We start from the raw sequence: 16,966 nt of genomic DNA, 5'->3' as shown, positions 1-16,966 counted from the left end.
GTGCAGAATGGTTCGGCGCAACCCGGATCCTCCATGCCCAATTTCTCTGTCCTGATCGTCGAAGACCAGCTCAGTTTCCGCGATGCCTTCACCCGCTCCCTGGCTTCGGTGTCGGACATCAAGCTGGTGGGCATCGCCACCGACCTGGCCCAGGGTCGCAGCTTGTTCGACCGCCTGCTGCCCGATGTGCTGCTGGTGGACCTGGACCTGCCCGGCGGCAGCGGCATCGAGCTGATCCGCCACGCCGCCCAGACCCGGCCACAGTGCGAGGTCATGGTGATCTCGGTGTTCGGTGACGAGCAGCATGTGCTGTCCAGCATCGAGGCCGGCGCCACCGGCTACCTGCTCAAGGATTCCCTGGCCCTGGACTTGCCGGAGCAGCTGCGCTGCCTGCGCGCCGGCGGCAGCCCGATCAGCCCGGTCATCGCCCGCCGCCTGTTGCTGCGCCTGGCGCCGGCCCTGCCGCAAGGTGCCGCGGCCTCGGCGACGGCCGGATCGGCCCACCACCCGCCGGCCTCGGACGAAGACGCGGTGGCCCTGTCCGAGCAGGAATCCAAGGTTCTGCACCTGGCCGCCAAGGGCTTCACCTTCGACGAAATCGCCAAGTTCATGCAGGTCTCGCCGCACACGGTGATGACCTATGTGAAGCGGGTGTACCGCAAGCTCCATGTGCGATCCAAGGTGGAGGCGATCTACGAAGCACGACGCCTGGGCTGGCTGCGCGACTGAGCGCGGCGCTGACATCAGGAGCGGCCCCGGGCTGTGCCAGAATCGGCCGCGCGCTGGGTGCAAGCAGGCCCGGATCGCTGATTTCTCTGCCGTACCGTCTGCTCTTGCGGCCCTCAGCGGCCGGCCACTTCTTTCAAGCAATCGACCGATGTCAGCCTCCGTGCCCGAATCCACTGCCGTGCCCGTCGATGCGCCATCGGCCGAATCCTCCGATCCCGTGACTGCCGCCCCGCCGGCCCGCAAGCGGCCCCGCCCGGGCGAGCGGCGCGTGCAGATCCTGCAGACCCTGGCCGGCATGCTGGAGCAGCCCGGTGCCGACCGCGTCACCACCGCGGCCCTGGCGGCCAAGCTCGAGGTCAGCGAAGCGGCGCTGTACCGCCATTTCGCCAGCAAGGCGCAGATGTTCGAGGGCCTGATCGAGTTCATCGAGGGCAGCGTCTTTTCGCTGGTCAACCAGATCATCGAGCGCGAAGGTTCGGGCACCGCCCAGGCTCAAAAAATCGTCGCCGTGCTCTTGCAGTTCGGCGAGCGCAACCCCGGCATGACCCGGGTGATGGTGGGCGATGCCCTGGTCTACGAGAACGAGCGCCTGGTCGCGCGCATGAACCAGTTCTTTGATCGCATCGAGAGCTCGCTGCGCCAGGTCTTGCGCGCTGCTGCCGAGGCCAATGGCAGTAGCACGCCGACGGTGGAGGCCAATGCCCAAGCCTCGGTGCTGGTCAGCTTCATCATCGGCCGCCTGCAGCGCTATGCCCGCTCGGGCTTCAAGCGCAGCCCGATCGAGCAGATGGAAGCGGCGCTGCGCATGTTGGCGCGCTGAGTTGAGGTTGGGGCGCGAAGGCGCTGGCAGCCGGGGCGGCCGCGGCGCGCCCTTAAACTGCCCGCATGTCTCTGCTCGATTCGCTCTCTCCGGACAGCCCCTTGAACCGCCTGCTCAGCCGCGCCGAAGCGCTACTGGGTCGGCTGGAGGCCGTCTTGCCTCAGTCCTTGGCCGCGCCCGACTGGCAGGCCGCTGCGGCCTTCCGCTACCGCCGCCGACGCGGCGCGCCGGTGCTGGAGCCGGTGCGCCATGCCGCCAGCATCCAACTCGATGATTTGCTGGAGGTCGAGCCGCAAAAGGCCCGCCTGCGCCAGAACACCGAGCAGTTCGTTCAGGGCCGGCCGGCCAACAATGTGCTGCTGACCGGCGCCCGCGGCACGGGCAAGAGCTCGCTGATCAAGGCGGTGCTGAATGCCTACGCACCGCAGGGCCTGCGCCTGATCGAGGTGGACAAGAACGACCTCGTCGACCTGCCGGATCTGGTCGATTTGGTGGCCGAGCGGCCCGAGCGCTTTGTGATCTTTTGCGACGACCTCAGCTTCGACGAGGGCGAGCTGGGCTACAAGGCGCTCAAGTCCATGCTGGACGGCTCCATCGCCGCCGCCAGTGACAACGTGCTGATCTACGCCACCAGCAACCGCCGCCACCTACTGCCCGAGCAGATGCGTGACAACCTGGGCTACCGCCATACCGAAGATGGCGAGGTGCACCCGGGCGAGGCGGTGGAGGAAAAGATCTCTCTGTCCGAGCGTTTCGGCCTGTGGCTGAGCTTCTACCCCTTCAGCCAGGACGAGTACCTGGCGATTGCCGCGCAATGGTTGCGTTACTACGGCCTGGACGAGGCGCAGATTGCCGCGGCGCGCCAGCCGGCCCTGGTCTGGGCGCTGGAGCGCGGCTCGCGCTCGGGCCGGGTGGCGGCGCAGTTTGCGCGCGATCTGGCCGGGCGCGGCGCGCCGGCCCAGGAGGCACCGGCCGTGATTGCCGGCCAGGCACCGGAGGGCCTCGATCATGTCTGAGTCCTTGACCGGAATGGCGCCCACCGACCGCGTGCCGGTCGAGGTGGCCGTGGGCGTCTTGGTGGAGCGCGATGCGCAAGGCCGGGAAGGGCGCTTCTTGCTGACCTCGCGGCCTGAGGGCAAGGTCTACGCCGGCTACTGGGAATTCCCCGGCGGCAAGCTCGAAGCCGGCGAGACGGTGGAGCAAGCCCTGCGCCGCGAGTTGCAAGAAGAATTGGGCATCACCATCGGTGCCGCCCATCCTTGGCAAGAGCTGGTGATGGACTACCCCCATGCCCGCGTGCGCCTGCATTTCTGCAAGGTCTTCGACTGGCAGGGCGAGTTCCAGATGCGCGAGCAGCAGACCATGGCCTGGCAGGCGCTGCCGGTCGAGGTGCGGCCGGTGCTGCCGGGCACGATTCCGGTGCTGGACTGGTTTGCCTACGAGCGTTCGCACACCGGCCCCACGCACCAGGCCTGAGCCGGCCCACCACTACACTGCTGCGCATGACTGACGACTGGCTGGATCAAATCAAATGGGATGCCGACGGGCTGCTGCCCGTGATCGCGCAAGAGCGCGACAGCGGCGATGTGCTGATGTTCGCCTGGATGAACCGCGAGGCCTTGCGCCGCACGGCCGCCCAGGGCGAGGCGGTGTACTGGAGCCGTTCGCGCCAGAAGTTCTGGCACAAGGGCGAGGAATCCGGCCACACCCAGACCGTGCATGAGATGCGCCTGGACTGTGACAACGATGTGCTGCTGCTCAAAATCACGCAGAACGGGCACACCCCCGGCATCGCCTGCCACACCGGGCGCCACAGCTGTTTCTTCCAACGTTTTGACAAGGGGGCCTGGGTGGCGGCGGACGCCGTGCTCAAGGACCCGGAGCGGATCTACAAATGAACCCGTCCTCGCAAGGCAATGACACCCTGGCCAAACTGGCCGCCGTGATCGAGTCGCGCAAGCCCGCCAACGGCGGCGACCCGGCCACCAGCTATGTGGCCAAGCTTTTCGACAAGGGCCTGGATGCCATCTTGAAAAAGGTTGGCGAAGAGGCCACCGAAACCGTCATGGCCGCCAAGGATGGCGATGCGCAGAAGGTGGTCTATGAGGTCGCTGATCTTTGGTTCCACTCCATCATTGCGCTCTCGGCCTTTGGACTGAAGCCGGCCGATGTGCTGAACGAGTTGGCGCGTCGTGAAGGTCTGTCGGGCCTGCAGGAATTTGCGGCTCGGGGCCAGAAATCCAAGGCCGAGGAGGAACCCAATGACTGAGGACACACAGAACGATGCCACGGTGCTGCTCGATCCTCAACGGGAGCAGAGCCTGCGCACCGTCGGCTTGATCAGCTACCTCTTGCATACCGTGGTGGCGGTCGGGGCCGTCTTGCCCGGGGTACAGGCCAGTGTGCTGCTCTTGCTGGTGGCCGTGGCCATCGACCTGATCAAGCGCGACGACGCGGCCGGCAGCTGGCAAGCCAGCCATTTCAGCTGGCGCCTGCGTTCGGTGGCCTGGGCCGGCTTTTTCTATCTGCTGACCTCGCCCTTGTGGTTGTTGCTGGTGGTGCCGGGCTGGATCGCCTGGGCGCTGGTGTCGATCTGGTTCCTGTACCGTGTCGTCCGAGGTTGGCTGGCCATGAACGCGGCTCGCAGCATCGTCTGAGGGGCCCAGGCCTCGCGGGGTTCCAGGTTTTTGTCAGCCCGTTTTTCGTTTTTCGAGTTTGCTTACAACCATGTCACACGATCCCAACTGCCTGTTCTGCAAGATCGTCGCCGGCCAGATTCCCAGCCGCAAGGTCTATGAAGATGAGCACATCCTGGCCTTTCATGACATCCATCCCTGGGCCCCGGTGCACATCCTTTTGATCCCCAAGCAGCACCTGTCCTCTCTGGCAGAGGCGACCGACGCGCATGCCGAGGTGCTGGGTCGTATGACAGTGCTGGCGCCGAAACTGATGCGCGAGCTGGGTGTCACAAATGGTTTTCGAACTGTCATCAACACGGGCGCCGATGGCGGCCAAGAGGTCTACCACTTGCACATGCATGTCATGGGCGGCCCGCGCCCCTGGGCCAAGGGCTGAGCCCGGCCAAAGCCGCGCTCGCAGAACTGTCATGTGCGCCAACTAGAATGACAGCTTCCATCTCAGGAGAAAAATAATGGGTTCTTTCAGCATCTGGCACTGGCTCATCGTGCTGCTGATCGTGATTGTGGTCTTCGGCACCAAGAAGCTGAAGAACGTGGGTTCCGATCTGGGTTCGGCCGTCAAGGGCTTCAAGGACGGCATGAAGGATGGCGCCGGCAGCGATGCCACCGCCGCCGCGCCTGCGCAGCAAGTCGCCAACGCCGCCAAGGCGAACGACGCCAACACGGTCGACGTCGAAGCCAAGACCAAGTCTTGAGCCTTGACGCGCCACGCTCTGGTTTGTTTTTCGTCTTGCTCTCCATTTCACGCAGGCCTTTTGAGCGCCTGCGACTCGCATGATTGACTTTGGATTTGACAAGCTCGCCCTGATCGGTGGTGTGGCTCTGATCGTCATCGGCCCCGAGCGCCTGCCGCGCGTGGCGCGAACCATCGGCCATTTGATCGGCAAGGCGCAGCGCTATGTGTCCGACGTCAAGGCGGAGGTCAACCGCTCCATGGAGCTGGAAGAACTCAAGAAGATGCGCACCGAAATGGAGACGGCAGCGCGGGAGGTGCAGGACACGGTGCAGCAGGAGATCAACTCCGCCACCCAGGCCTTTGACCAGACCTGGGCCGATGTCAGTGGCCGCAGCATCGGATCCACAGACGCTGAGTCCGGCCTGCCCAGCTACCGACATCCGAAGAAGAACTGGCGGGTCAAGCGCGGCGCGACCCCGCAGTGGTACAAGCAACGCCAAGGCGTGCGCCGCCATGCTCAGTCCGGTGCCGCCCGTGTGGCGCGTTTCCGCCCCAGTCCTGCCCGCCGATTTCCATGACCGATTCCCACAAGCCCGAGGATGAACTCGCGGGCACCGAGCAGCCTTTTGTCTCTCACCTGATCGAGCTGCGCGACCGTCTGGTCAAGGCCAGCTTGGCGGTGCTGGTGGTGTTCGGTCTTCTGGCCTTCTATCCCGGCCCGGCTGCCCTGTATGACTTGCTGGCCGCACCCTTGGTGGCGCAGCTGCCCAAAGGCACGACCCTGATCGCCACCAACGTCATCTCGCCCTTCCTGGTGCCCTTGAAGATCACCTTGCTGGCTGCCTTCCTGGTGGCTTTGCCGATCGTGCTGTACCAGGTCTGGGCCTTTGTGGCGCCGGGCCTGTATTCGCATGAGAAACGTTTGGTCCTGCCTCTGGTGTTCTCCAGCACCTTGCTGTTCATGGTGGGCGTGGCGTTCTGCTATTTCTTCGTGTTCGGCCAGGTGTTCAAGTTCATCCAGAGCTTTGCGCCCAAGAGCATCACCGCGTCGCCTGACATCGAGGCGTACCTGAGTTTCGTGATGTCCATGTTCATTGCCTTCGGCGCCGCCTTCGAGGTGCCCGTGGTGGTGGTGGTGCTGGCTCGCATGGGCTTGGTCTCGGTGGAGAAGCTGCGCGATTTCCGCCAGTACTTCATCGTCCTGGCCTTCGTGATCGCCGCCGTGATCACCCCGCCCGATGTGGTCTCGCAGCTGGCCTTGGCCATTCCCATGTGCATCCTGTACGAGCTGGGCCTGTTCGCCGCCAGCTACTTCATCCGTTACTCCAAGGCGCCGGACAGTTCGGAAGGGACATCTTGATCGGATTGGATTTGCCAAGAAAGCGCTCTCCGGAGCGCTTTTTCTTTGCTACTGCATGTCTGTGCAGTGGCTGAATTCGGCACGAAGCCGCCTTTGGTTTTGCTCGTGAGGCCCTGCAGCCCGTGCCGCCGCCGGGCTCATGGTTCCGGGGTCGGCCCTGGCGGGCCGACTTCCCTGCGCTGCTCGCGCCTCGGGGCTGGCGCATAACTCACTCCGCTCCCTGCGTTCGCTTCGTTCAGACAGAAGCGCCAAGTCAGAAATTGAAGCGCGCGTGACCGCGCGCGCCCCGAGGCGCTGTGCTGCTCGGCCCTTCACAAATCGCCCGGCAGCGGCACGGGCTGCAGGGCGCTTGCATCGCGATCGATCTGCCTCATCCACGGTGGAACACGCCATCTCCGGAGGTGGCTCGGCCCGCCGACGGGCGATTTGTGCGCGGCCGAGGGCGCAGCGGAGCGGCTCAGGCGCGTGGTCCCACGCGCTTCAAGCTCTGACTCGGCGCCACTGTTTGACCACAGTGAGCGCAGCGAACGGAGGGAGATTGGCGCCGCTGAGCCGCGCAGTGAGCACCGAGGGGAGTCGGCTCAAAGAGCCGACCCGCGAACCATGAGCCTGGCGGCGGGCCGAGACACCGCAGCGAGAAAGATCCAGACAGCCGAGGTCCGCAAGGTGCCGAATGCAGCAGCACAACCTTGATTCGAGGACCTGTTTGGGCGTCTTCCGCCTCTCCATTCGTGCACAGGGGCTATTCAGAATTGTTTAATCAATCGATTGATTAAATTGACTATCATGCCTGCCATGTCCAAATCAAACAAAGCGAATCAGAGCGAGGAAGGACCCGGCCGTCGGGAGAGGCTATTGACCGAAGTCAGCCGGATTTTCGCGATCAAAGGCTTCGACAAGGCCAGCACGCGGGAGATCGCCCAGGCGGCCGGGGCGAACATCGGCTTGATCGCCTATTACTTCGGGGACAAGCTGGGTTTGTATCGCGAGGTGATGATGCGGCCCGTGGCCGATGTGATCGCCCGTATCCCGGAGGCCGATGCCAGTGTTCCCTTGCGCGAGTGGCTGGAAAGCTTTTACGGCGCATTTCTGCAACCCTTGCAACTGGATGAGGAGGCCTTGGCCAGCCTGCTCCGTCTGTGCGGGCGCGAAATGATCGAGCCCAGCGCGGTGTATCAGGAGATCTGTGCCGAGTACATCGCGCCGCGCCACACCGAGTTGGTGCAGATGCTGGCGCTGCGATGTGGCGCGCAGGAAATCGACACCGAGCTGCACCAACTGGCCTTCGGCTTGGTTGCCCTGGCCCAGGACTACTGGATGTCGGCGGACCATATGGAGGCCATGGTACCGGGCATGGTGCGCAGCCCCGGCGCTTATGAGCGGGTGCTGGGCCGCCTGGTGGGGTACGGCGAAGCGTTGATCGAACACGAACGGGCGCTGCGTCAAGCGGCTGCCAAGGCATCTGCCGCAAACCTGAATCCGCAGACATCTCGAAAAGTACGCAAAACATGACGATCGTGAAGGTGAGGATGAGAGCACAAGAGATCTCCGTCATGCCCGGCTTGCGCCTGGCCCTGTCGATGACCGCGCTGGCGGTCCTGAGTGCCTGCAGCAGCCTGGCTCCGCCGCCCGAGCTGCCCAAGCAGCTGATGCCTGAGGCCAGCCGCTGGCATGCGCCGCAGGGCCCGGCCCTGGCAGCCGAAGCCGGGGCCGTGGTTTGGCAGCGGCTGAACGACAGCGTGCTCTTGCAGCTGCAAGCCCAGGCCGAGAGCGCCAACCCCAGCCTGCAGCAGGTGCTGGCCCGCGTGCAGCAGGCCCGGGCGCTGTCGCAGCAGGCCGGCAGCGCCCAGCTGCCGCAGCTCAACGCCAACGGCCTGGCCCAGCGCAGCCGGCCTGCCCAGCCCAGCGGCAGCCCGACCCAGACCCTGTCCTCCGTGAGCCTGGACAGCAGCTGGGAAATCGATCTCTTCGCTCGCGTGCGCCAGCAGGCCTCGGCCGCGCAGGCACGACTCCAGGCCAGCGAGCTCGATGCACAGGCCGCACGCTTGAGCCTGGCCGCAGAAGTGGCTCAGGCCTACCTGAACCTGCGCAGCTGCGAACGTCTGGCGCAGATCGCTCAGGCCGATGCCGCGGCCACTGCACAGCTGGCGCGGTTTGCCGCCGAGCGCCTGCGAGTCGGTTTTGAATCGGCCGCCAATGAGGCGCTCTTGCAAGCCGCGGCGGCCAATGCGGCCAATCTGGCCCTGGCCCAGCAGGCCGAGTGCGAGCTGGCCGTCAAGGGCCTGGTGGCGTTGACGGCGATGGAGGAGGGGGCCTTGCGTCAGGCTCTGCAGCCCGGTGCCGCGCAGCTGCCGGCCATCGCAGGCCTGGGCCTGGCCGTGGCTTCGGTGCCGGCCGAGGCCCTGGCCCGTCGCCCCGATCTGGCGGCCAGCCAACAGCAGGTGCTGGCCGCCTGGGCCGAGCGGGGCGCTGCTGAAGCCGCGCGTTATCCGCAGCTGCAGCTGAGCGGCAGTATTTCGCTCGCGAACTTGCGCATCGCTGGCGGCAGCGATGAAGGCCGTGGCTGGTCCTTCGGGCCCAGCCTGAGCCTGCCCCTGTTCGACGGCGGCGCGCGCAAGGCACAGGCGCAAGGCGCGCTGGCGCGCTATGACGAGGCCCTGGCCGGACACCGCCAAAGCGTGCTGCAAGCCGTGCGCGAAGTCGAAGAAGGCCTGGTGCGCCTGGACGCTGCGCGTGCTCGCGAAGCTTTGGCTGAACGTGCAGCCGCCGGCTACCGCCAAAGCCTGCAGGCGACCGAGCGACGCTGGCGCGCCGGGCTGGCCAGCGCGGCCGAGCTGGAAGACGCCCGGCGCCTGAGCCTGGGCGCCGATTCCGCTCTGGTGCAGCTGCAACGTGAGGGCCTGAGCGCCTGGGTGGCCCTGTGCCGAGCGAGCGGCGCCGGTTGGGATGGCCAGGCCGCATCGCCGGCCCTGAAGAAGAGCTCCGGGGATGCTGCATGAAGCCTGCGCGCCCGAAGCTCAAGAACAACCTCACCTCATTTTTGCCCGCGAGTCCTCAGTCCATGAATCGCTCCATCTCGACCTTTTCTGCTGCCCCCGTGCTGGGCTTGCTGCTGAGCCTGAACCTGTTGCAATCCATGCCGGCCCTGGCTGCAGATGCCTCGGCCAGCGCGTCGCCCTCGACCAAATCGCGCCCGGCCCTGACCGTGCAGCTGACCCAGGCCAGCAGCGCTGAATGGGAGCAAACGCTGAGCGCCCACGGCAGTGTCACCGCCTGGCAGGAGGCCATCATCGGCGCTGAGATCGCCGGCCTGCGCCTGGCCGATGTGAAGGTGCAGGTGGGTGACCGGGTCAAGCGCGGCCAACTGCTGGCCCAGCTCTCGGATGCCACCGTGCGTGCCGAGCTGGCTCAGAGCCGCGCCGCCGCGGCCGAAGCCCAGGCCCTGCTGCAAAGCGCCCAGGGCGATGCCGAGCGCGCCCGCGCCCTGCAGGCCGGAGGCAGCGGCGCCCTGAGCGCCCAGCAGCTGGCCCAGTACCTGACCGCCGAGCAGACGGCCAAGGCCCGGCTCGACTCCGCCCAGGCTAGGGTGGCCAGCGACGAGCTGCGCCTGGCCCAGACCCGCATCACCGCGCCCGATGAAGGCATCATCTCGGCCCGCCTTGCCACGGTGGGTGGGGTGGTGCAGCCGGGCCAGGAGCTGTTCCATCTGATCCGCCAGGGCCGCCTGGAATGGCGCGCCGAGCTGCCTGCCGCCGATCTGGCCCGGGTGCGCCCCGGCCTGCCGGTGCAGCTGGCGGCCGCTGATGGCAGCAAGGTGCCGGGCAAGGTGCGGGTGGTGGCGCCCACGGTCGATGCGCAAACCCGTATGGGCCTGGTCTATGTGGACCTGAGCGGCCCCGGCGCGGCCCTGCTGCGTGCCGGCAGCTTTGCACGCGGCGAGATCCAGCTCGGTCGCGGTCAGGCGCTGAGCCTGCCGCAGTCCGCCGTGCAGCTGCGCGATGGCAACAGCTATGTTTTCCGCGTCGGCAAGGACCAGAAGGTGCAGCAGATCAAGGTCAGCACCGGTCGCCGCAACGGCGATCGGGTCGAGCTGCTCGGAGGCCTGGAGCCGGGTGCGGCCGTGGTGCAGAGCGGGGTCAGCTTCCTCAGCGATGGCGACAGCGTGCGTGTGGTGGCCGCCTCGGCTCCCGCGGTCAAGCCCTAAGCCCGCCTCCACAGGATCAGGACTCTCACCATCATGTTGAACGTTTCTTCCGCGTCCATACGCAACCCGATTCCAGCCATTCTGCTGTTCATCATGCTGACCCTGGCCGGTCTGCTGGGCTTCCGCTGGATGAAGATCCAGAACTTTCCCGACATCGACCTGCCCACCGTCACCGTGACGGCCAGCCTGCCCGGTGCCTCGCCGGCGCAGCTGGAATCGCAGGTGGCGCGCAAGCTGGAGAACCAGCTGGCCACGCTGCAGGACGTCAAGCACATCTACACCACGATCCAGGACGGCGTGGTCATGGTCAGCACCGAGTTCCGGCTCGAGAAACCGACCCAGCAGGCGGTGGACGATGTGCGCGACGCAGTCTCGCGCGTGCGCTCCGACCTGCCGGCCGATCTGCGCGACCCGGTGATCTCCAAGATGGAGCTCAGCGGCACGCCCATCCTGGTCTACACCGTGGCGGCTGAGCGCATGGACGACGAGGCCTTGTCCTGGTTTGTCGACAACCAGGTGGCCAAGCGCATGCTGGCCGTGCGTGGCGTGGGTGCGGTCTCGCGTGTGGGCGGCGTCAGCCGTGAGGTGCGCATCGAGCTGGACCCCGCCCGCCTGCTGGCCCTGAACGCCACGGCCAGCGAGGTTTCGCGTCAGCTGCGCCAGATCCAGCAAGAGGCCTCGGGTGGCCGCAGCGACATCGGTGGCATCGAGCAGTCGGTGCGCACCCTGGCCACCGTGCAGACGGCCCAGGAGTTGGCGGCCATGGACATCACGCTCAGCGATGGCCGGCGTGTGCGCCTGGACCAGCTGGCCACGGTGCAGGACACGGTGGCCGAGCGCCGCTCGGCGGCCCAGCTTGACGGTCGGCCTGTGGTGGGCTTCGAGATCACCCGCACCCGCGGGGCTGGTGAAGTTGAGGTGGCGGCCGGTGTGGCCAAGGCGGTGGAGGAGCTGCGCGCCGCCCACCCCGAGATCCAGTTTGCCGAGGCTTTCAATTTTGTGGAGCCGGTGCAGGAGAACTACGACGGCTCCATGGTGCTGCTCTACGAGGGCGCGCTGCTGGCCATCGTCGTGGTCTGGTTCTTCCTGCGCGACTGGCGTGCCACCCTGGTGGCGGCCACGGCCTTGCCCCTGTCGGTGATCCCGGCCTTCGCCGTGATGTACTGGCTGGGCTTCACGGTCAACACGGTGACGCTGCTGTCCCTGTCCTTGGTGGTGGGGATCCTGGTGGACGATGCCATCGTTGAGATCGAGAACATCATGCGCCACCTGGCCATGGGCAAAACGCCTTACCAGGCGGCCATGGAAGCGGCCGATGAGATCGGTCTGGCCGTGATCGCCACCACCTTCACCTTGATCGCGGTCTTCCTGCCCACCGCCTTCATGAGCGGCATTGCCGGCAAGTTCTTCGTGCAGTTCGGCTGGACGGCGGCGATCGCGGTGTTTGCCTCCCTGGTGGTGGCGCGCATGCTCACGCCCATGATGGCGGCCTACATCCTCAAGCCGCTGCAGAAGGCCCATGCCGAACCGCGCTGGCTGGCCACCTACACCCGCTGGGCGGCCTGGTGTCTGCGCCACCGTCTGATCACGCTGGGCGTGACGGCGGTGTTCACCGGAGCCTCGCTGTTCCTGGTGAGCCTCTTGCCCACCGGCTTCCTGCCGCCCGATGACCTGAGCCAGACCCAGGTCACCGTGACCCTGCCGCCCGGCAGCACCCTGGCCCAGACCACGCGCATGGCCGAGCAGGCACGGCAGATCGTGGCCGCCAACAAGCAGGTCAAGCTGATCTACACCGCCATTGGCGGCGGCAGTGCCGGCAGCGACCCCTTCGCCGGCGGAGGCGTGGCCGAGGTGCGCAAGGCCACGCTGACCCTCAATATGACGCCGCGCAAGCAGCGCCCTGGTGTCAGCAAGCAGGACATCGAGGCCCAGCTGCGCCAGGCGTTGGAGGTGCTGCCCGGTGCCCGCATCAAGGTCGGCTTTGGCGGCTCGGCCGAGAAGTATGTGCTGGTGCTGGCCGGGGAAGACGGCCGGGTGCTGGGCGAGCATGCCCAGTTGGTCGAGCGCGAGCTGCGCAGCATCCCGGGCATCGGCGCGGTCAACTCGACCTCCAGCCTGGTGCGACCCGAGCTGATCGTGCGGCCCGACTTCGCCCGCGCGGCTGACCAGGGCGTGAGCGCCGAGGCGATCGCCGACACCTTGCGGGTCGCCACCGCCGGTGACTACGACCAGGCTCTGGCCAAGCTCAACCTCGCCCAGCGCCAGGTGCCCATCGTCGTCAAGTTGCCGGCCGAGGCCCGCACCGATCTGGCCTTGCTCGCGCGCCTGCCGGTGCCGGGCAAGCATGGGCCGGTGCCCCTGGGCAATGTGGCCACGCTGGAGATCGCCAGCGGACCCGCCCAGATCGACCGTTATGACCGCATGCGCAACATCAACTTCGAGATCGAGTTGAATGGCGTGCCCCTGGGCGAGGCCGAGCAGAAGGCCCTGGCCCTGCCCAGCCTCAAGAACCTGCCGCCGGGCGTGATGCAGACCTCGGTCGGCGATGCCGAGGCCATGGGTGAGCTGTTCGCCAGCTTCGGCCTGGCCATGCTGACCGGCGTGCTTTGCATCTATGTGGTGCTGGTGCTGCTGTTCAAGGACTTTGTGCAGCCGGTGACGATCCTGGCCGCGCTGGTGCTGTCGATCCCGGGGGCCTTCCTGGCGCTGTACGTCACGCACACGGCGCTGTCCATGCCGTCCATGATCGGGCTGATCATGTTGATGGGCATTGCCACCAAGAACTCCATCCTGCTGGTGGACTATGTGGTGATCGCCAGGCGCGACCATGGCATGCCGCGTTTCGAGGCCATCCTCGACGCCTGCCACAAGCGCGCCCGCCCCATCATCATGACCACCATCGCCATGGGCGCAGGCATGCTGCCCATCGCCCTGGGCCTGGGCGTGGACCCGAGCTTCCGCGCCCCCATGGCCATCGTCGTGATCGGCGGCTTGATCACCTCCACCTTCCTGAGCCTGCTGGTGATTCCGGTGGTGTTCAGCTATGTGGATGATCTGATCCTGATGTGCGGGCGTTTGCTGCGGCGCAAGCCCCGGGCCAGCGCCGCGGCCGATCCGGCTTGATTTCTTGGCCCTCAACCTCAGCTGAATTGCCATGCGCACGACCGAAGCCCTCGATCCCTTGTCGCCGTCCTGTCAAACTCGCCGCCGCCTGAGCTTGGGCATGGGTGCGGCTCTGGCGCTCGGCGCTCTGGGCGGCTGCAAGCTGGAGACGGAGACGTCGGCTGCGCTGGGGGAGGCCAAGGCGCTTTCGCCGCATGATGCGGCTTCGGGGGCTTCTGCCGGCTCGGCCTCGGCCCCGGCAAGTGCGCCTGCGAGCGCGCCTGCAAGTGCGCCGGCTTTTGCCGATGTCAGCGTGCCCAGCCGCCTCTACCAGGCCCATGACCTCGACTGGCAAGACCTGATGCGCCAACGCGCGGTGCCGGTGCGCTTGTATTTGCCCGCAGGGCGGGCCGAGGCGCCGGGCCTGCCCTTGCTGCTGTTCTCGCACGGCCTGGGCGGTTCTCGGCGGGGCTACAGCTATCTGGGTGCCTACCTGGCCTCGCAAGGGGTGGCCAGCTTGCATGTCCAGCATGTGGGCAGTGACCGCGGCCTGTGGACCGGCAACCCCTTCAGCCTGGTCGGCCGCCTGCAGGATGCCGCCAAGGAAAGCGAAGCCTTGAACCGGGTGGCCGATGTGCGCTTTGCCCTGGATCAGCTGCTGGCCAGCGAGTTCGGCGAGCGGATCGACCCGCAGCGCATTGCCGCCGCCGGGCATTCCTACGGCGCCAACACCACCATGCTGCTGGCTGGCGCGCGGGTGCAGCGCCAGGGTCAGGTCTTGCCCTTGCTGGAGCCCCGCATCAAGGCGGCCATCCTGATCTCGGCGCCGCCGTTTTACGGCGAGAGCGATCTGGCGCCCATTCTGCAGGACGTGCGCATCCCCAGCCTGCACATCACCGCCACCCAGGATGTGATCCAGGTGCCGGGCTATTACTCCGCCGCCGAGGATCGCATCAAGGTCTTCGAGGCCATGGGTGGCCCGAGCAAGGCCCTGGCCGTGTTCGAAGGCGGCTCGCACAGCATCTTCACCGATCGCAGCGGCACGGGTGGCGTCAGCCTCAACCCCAAGGTCAAGGTGGCCACGCGTGAGTTGTCGCTGGCTTTTCTTGACCACGTCTTCGTCGGGCGCAAGGAGGGGCTGTCCCGCTGGAACGAGCGTTATGGAGCTCTGTTGCAACGCTGGCAGCCGGCGGCGGGCATGGCCTGAGGCGAGGTCGCGGCTGGATGCCGCGACTTGTGCCGTTTGGCTCAGGCGGGCAGGGGATTGACTCGCAGCCCGCACGCCTGTGCGAGGCTTGGTTGGCATCGGTGTGCAGGGGTGCCGAAGCACACTGCGCTTCACGGATGTGTCATGGCGGCTGCGCACCATCGCGGCTTTCTTTCTCCTCGACCCGAGAACGCCACGACCATGATGAAGACGAACAAGAAGTCCGCCCTGACCCCACGCGGGTGCCAGGTCTTGCTGGCCAGCCTGCCTCTGCTGCTGAGCGCCTGCGGCGGCGCCGGTGATGCGCCCAGTCCGGCGCCAGTGCCTGCCCCAGCACCGGCGCCGGCACCTGCGCCAGCCGAAGCCAAGGCCTTGAAGGTCGCCCTGTTGCCTGACACCCAGGGCGGTGGTTCGAATGTGTCGGTTTACCCCATGCGTGCGCTGCTGGAGCTGTACAAGCAGCAGAAGGTCGATGTGGTCCTGGTGGTCGGCGATCTGGCTGAGAACGGGTCGGCCGCCGAGTATCGCCAATGGCGAGAGGTGGCTGAGGCCTACAAGCCTTTCATGACCTTTCTGCCCATCATGGGCAACCACGACAACAAGGGCATGGATCAGGATTGGCATGATCTTGTCGCCGATTTCATCCCGGCCGATGCCGAGCACATGTCGGGCGCACGGAACAAGAACTACGCCGTGCTGCGCAACGGCGTGCTGCTGATCAATGTCTCATACGGCTGGATGCCGTTCGCCTACGATTTTGTCGAGCAGACCATCCTCAAGCACAAGGCCAAGGCACGCCATATCGTGCTGCAAACCCACAACTCGTTTGTCGGCAACAAGTACGGCCTGTTGCGTGAGCGCATAGTCGAAGGCTACAAGTCGGAAGAGGGTGATGTGGCCTTCAAGGCGGTGTACGACAAATACCGCAAGCTGCTGGCCGAACATGAGGTGGTCTATGTCTCCGGGCACGAGCATCTGTACGCGCGCAGCCTGATTCGTGATCCGGCGCAGCGCAATTTCATGCAGATCGTCTCCGGCAGTGCCTCCTACAAGGGCTACGAGAATCGCTTTGGCGAGCATGAGCTGGTGCAGAACACCTTGATGCTCAAGGCCCGCACCGAGGCCACCGGCACCTTGGATGTGAACGCATCCATCCTGGATTTCAAGGACGATGTGCTGGACTTCAAGGCCTGGTATGCCGAGCACAGCGTGATGAAAAACGAAGACGGCCCCAAGGAACTGGCCCAGCCCAAATGGCAGCTCTTCGATCGCTTCCGGCGCAGTGCAGCACGCTGCGAGAAGGTCGTCTTCCCGGCCAGTTTCCCGGTCGAGATTCAGCGCAACAACGCTTACGACACCAACTATCGCAGCAGCCCCTGCCCATCACCGCAAGGTGTATCGGCCCGCGTGCTCGACGGCGAGAACCTCACTTTCAACCGTCACGACACCCGCAGTCGCACCATGAGCGCCGAGGCCGGCAAGACCGAGGCGGCCAACAACCGCGAGATGCTGTCGCTGATGCAGCGCTATATGTTCGTGGCCCATGAAAGCTGGCGCCCGAACTTGAACAACAGCCAACGCGCGCGCCTGATCAAGGTCGGGACGCCCGAGGAAGAGGTTGAGGTGCGCGCCACCACCATCGATCTGAAGAAGCAACTGATCCTGTCCTGGGAAGCCAAAGCCGAAGGCACGGTTTCCGAAGTGCTCAATGTCAGTGGCACCGCTGGCCAGGGCGGCACCTACATTGACCCATATGGTCGCAGCAAGGACATCCGCGCCAGCACCGGCCTGCCCGGTTCTTTGGGCGATGGCAGCGAGCAAGGCAAGCGACCGGTGCAACTGCCGTCCTGGGCCAGTGGCAGCTGGATTCTGGCGGCCGATGGCCAGGGCGATCCCTTTGTGCTCGAGTTCAGCCTGCCCAAGGATGGCAAGCCGGAGCAGCTGATGCTGGCCCGCCAGGACCCGGTCAGCGGTGCCTGGCGGCCGGTCGCCACGACCGCCTGCCTGAGCCAGCGCGCCTATGTGCCAGCATTCCTGCTCGGCACGCCGCCCGATGTGGCGGCCAGCTGCTCGCTGGTCGAGGGTGTGGCCGGCTATGACGCGGCGAAGAAGGCCTTCTGGCTGCGCAGCCCGCGCGAAGGACGTTTTGCGCTGATCGCGCGCCCTTGA

Annotated in this window: 17 protein-coding genes; all 17 read left to right on the top strand. The window is 66.1% G+C overall.

The annotated features are described in order from the left end of the window. The first annotated feature begins 33 nt into the window (after positions 1 to 33). Positions 34 to 729: a response regulator gene (locus C1O66_RS10125; RefSeq protein ID WP_102769585.1), complete on the top strand. Its 696-nt coding sequence runs from the start codon at positions 34 to 36 to the stop codon at positions 727 to 729. Positions 730 to 877: 148 nt separating this feature from the next. Then, positions 878 to 1,549, top strand: a complete 672-nt coding sequence (slmA, locus tag C1O66_RS10120; protein ID WP_102767764.1) for a nucleoid occlusion factor SlmA — start codon at positions 878 to 880, stop codon at positions 1,547 to 1,549. Between the two features lie 65 nt (positions 1,550 to 1,614). Beyond that, positions 1,615 to 2,565: an ATP-binding protein gene (locus C1O66_RS10115; protein WP_102767763.1), complete on the top strand. Its 951-nt coding sequence runs from the start codon at positions 1,615 to 1,617 to the stop codon at positions 2,563 to 2,565. Continuing rightward, positions 2,558 to 3,025, top strand: a complete 468-nt coding sequence (locus C1O66_RS10110) for an NUDIX domain-containing protein (RefSeq protein WP_102767762.1) — start codon at positions 2,558 to 2,560, stop codon at positions 3,023 to 3,025. The genes C1O66_RS10115 and C1O66_RS10110 overlap by 8 nt, the downstream gene beginning before the upstream one ends. 26 nt (positions 3,026 to 3,051) lie before the next feature. Beyond that, complete coding sequence (gene hisI / locus C1O66_RS10105) at positions 3,052 to 3,447, top strand: phosphoribosyl-AMP cyclohydrolase (RefSeq protein WP_102767761.1); 396 nt, start codon at positions 3,052 to 3,054, stop codon at positions 3,445 to 3,447. Further along, positions 3,444 to 3,818 (top strand): phosphoribosyl-ATP diphosphatase, encoded by a 375-nt coding sequence (locus C1O66_RS10100; RefSeq protein WP_102767760.1) that lies wholly within the window; start codon positions 3,444 to 3,446, stop codon positions 3,816 to 3,818. The genes hisI and C1O66_RS10100 overlap by 4 nt, the downstream gene beginning before the upstream one ends. Next, positions 3,811 to 4,206 carry a DUF4870 family protein gene (locus tag C1O66_RS10095; RefSeq protein WP_102767759.1) on the top strand — a complete coding sequence of 132 codons (396 nt, stop codon included), beginning with the start codon at positions 3,811 to 3,813 and terminating at the stop codon, positions 4,204 to 4,206. The genes C1O66_RS10100 and C1O66_RS10095 overlap by 8 nt, the downstream gene beginning before the upstream one ends. Positions 4,207 to 4,276: 70 nt before the next feature. Then, a complete protein-coding gene (locus tag C1O66_RS10090) occupies positions 4,277 to 4,624 on the top strand; it encodes a histidine triad nucleotide-binding protein (RefSeq protein ID WP_102767758.1) in 348 nt (115 codons plus the stop codon). A gap of 76 nt (positions 4,625 to 4,700) precedes the next feature. Then, on the top strand, positions 4,701 to 4,943 hold the full coding sequence (gene tatA / locus C1O66_RS10085; RefSeq protein ID WP_102767757.1) for a Sec-independent protein translocase subunit TatA: 243 nt from the start codon (positions 4,701 to 4,703) through the stop codon (positions 4,941 to 4,943). A 79-nt stretch (positions 4,944 to 5,022) separates the two neighbouring features. Beyond that, on the top strand, positions 5,023 to 5,502 hold the full coding sequence (gene tatB / locus C1O66_RS10080; RefSeq protein ID WP_102767756.1) for a Sec-independent protein translocase protein TatB: 480 nt from the start codon (positions 5,023 to 5,025) through the stop codon (positions 5,500 to 5,502). Beyond that, the gene (tatC, locus tag C1O66_RS10075; RefSeq protein WP_102767755.1) at positions 5,499 to 6,284 is read left to right on the top strand and encodes a twin-arginine translocase subunit TatC; all 786 of its coding nucleotides are present in this window, start codon (positions 5,499 to 5,501) and stop codon (positions 6,282 to 6,284) included. The genes tatB and tatC overlap by 4 nt, the downstream gene beginning before the upstream one ends. 795 nt (positions 6,285 to 7,079) lie before the next feature. After that, positions 7,080 to 7,796, top strand: a complete 717-nt coding sequence (locus C1O66_RS10070) for a CerR family C-terminal domain-containing protein (protein ID WP_165794551.1) — start codon at positions 7,080 to 7,082, stop codon at positions 7,794 to 7,796. A 17-nt stretch (positions 7,797 to 7,813) separates the two neighbouring features. Next, positions 7,814 to 9,283, top strand: coding sequence for an efflux transporter outer membrane subunit (locus C1O66_RS10065; RefSeq protein ID WP_165794550.1), 1,470 nt, complete (start codon positions 7,814 to 7,816; stop codon positions 9,281 to 9,283). 62 nt (positions 9,284 to 9,345) lie between these two features. Further along, entirely contained in the window at positions 9,346 to 10,488 is a 1,143-nt protein-coding gene (locus C1O66_RS10060) for an efflux RND transporter periplasmic adaptor subunit (RefSeq protein ID WP_102767752.1), read from the top strand. 33 nt (positions 10,489 to 10,521) lie between these two features. After that, a complete protein-coding gene (locus tag C1O66_RS10055; RefSeq protein ID WP_207795928.1) occupies positions 10,522 to 13,611 on the top strand; it encodes an efflux RND transporter permease subunit in 3,090 nt (1,029 codons plus the stop codon). A gap of 31 nt (positions 13,612 to 13,642) precedes the next feature. Further along, positions 13,643 to 14,797, top strand: a complete 1,155-nt coding sequence (locus C1O66_RS10050; RefSeq protein WP_207795927.1) for an alpha/beta hydrolase family protein — start codon at positions 13,643 to 13,645, stop codon at positions 14,795 to 14,797. A gap of 201 nt (positions 14,798 to 14,998) precedes the next feature. Further along, entirely contained in the window at positions 14,999 to 16,966 is a 1,968-nt protein-coding gene (locus C1O66_RS10045; protein ID WP_279305045.1) for a metallophosphoesterase family protein, read from the top strand.

The organism is Paucibacter aquatile, from assembly GCF_002885975.1.
Classification (GTDB): Bacteria; Pseudomonadota; Gammaproteobacteria; order Burkholderiales; family Burkholderiaceae_C; genus Paucibacter_A; species Paucibacter_A aquatilis.
Note: the sequence above shows the minus strand (reverse complement) of the source record. Positions and strands in the feature narration are given on the sequence as shown.

Bases quoted from the DNA above. Each gene is read 5' to 3' on its own strand.
- C1O66_RS10125 (WP_102769585.1), top strand. From the start codon at position 34: ATGCCCAATTTCTCTGTCCTGATCGTCGAAGACCAGCTCAGTTTCCGC.
- C1O66_RS10055 (WP_207795928.1), top strand. From the start codon at position 10,522: ATGTTGAACGTTTCTTCCGCGTCCATACGCAACCCGATTCCAGCCATT.
- C1O66_RS10090 (WP_102767758.1), top strand. From the start codon at position 4,277: ATGTCACACGATCCCAACTGCCTGTTCTGCAAGATCGTCGCCGGCCAG.
- C1O66_RS10050 (WP_207795927.1), top strand. From the start codon at position 13,643: ATGCGCACGACCGAAGCCCTCGATCCCTTGTCGCCGTCCTGTCAAACT.
- tatA (WP_102767757.1), top strand. From the start codon at position 4,701: ATGGGTTCTTTCAGCATCTGGCACTGGCTCATCGTGCTGCTGATCGTG.
- C1O66_RS10095 (WP_102767759.1), top strand. From the start codon at position 3,811: ATGACTGAGGACACACAGAACGATGCCACGGTGCTGCTCGATCCTCAA.
- C1O66_RS10060 (WP_102767752.1), top strand. From the start codon at position 9,346: ATGAATCGCTCCATCTCGACCTTTTCTGCTGCCCCCGTGCTGGGCTTG.
- C1O66_RS10070 (WP_165794551.1), top strand. From the start codon at position 7,080: ATGTCCAAATCAAACAAAGCGAATCAGAGCGAGGAAGGACCCGGCCGT.
- C1O66_RS10100 (WP_102767760.1), top strand. From the start codon at position 3,444: ATGAACCCGTCCTCGCAAGGCAATGACACCCTGGCCAAACTGGCCGCC.
- tatC (WP_102767755.1), top strand. From the start codon at position 5,499: ATGACCGATTCCCACAAGCCCGAGGATGAACTCGCGGGCACCGAGCAG.
- C1O66_RS10045 (WP_279305045.1), top strand. From the start codon at position 14,999: ATGATGAAGACGAACAAGAAGTCCGCCCTGACCCCACGCGGGTGCCAG.
- C1O66_RS10065 (WP_165794550.1), top strand. From the start codon at position 7,814: ATGAGAGCACAAGAGATCTCCGTCATGCCCGGCTTGCGCCTGGCCCTG.
- C1O66_RS10115 (WP_102767763.1), top strand. From the start codon at position 1,615: ATGTCTCTGCTCGATTCGCTCTCTCCGGACAGCCCCTTGAACCGCCTG.
- C1O66_RS10110 (WP_102767762.1), top strand. From the start codon at position 2,558: ATGTCTGAGTCCTTGACCGGAATGGCGCCCACCGACCGCGTGCCGGTC.
- hisI (WP_102767761.1), top strand. From the start codon at position 3,052: ATGACTGACGACTGGCTGGATCAAATCAAATGGGATGCCGACGGGCTG.
- slmA (WP_102767764.1), top strand. From the start codon at position 878: ATGTCAGCCTCCGTGCCCGAATCCACTGCCGTGCCCGTCGATGCGCCA.
- tatB (WP_102767756.1), top strand. From the start codon at position 5,023: ATGATTGACTTTGGATTTGACAAGCTCGCCCTGATCGGTGGTGTGGCT.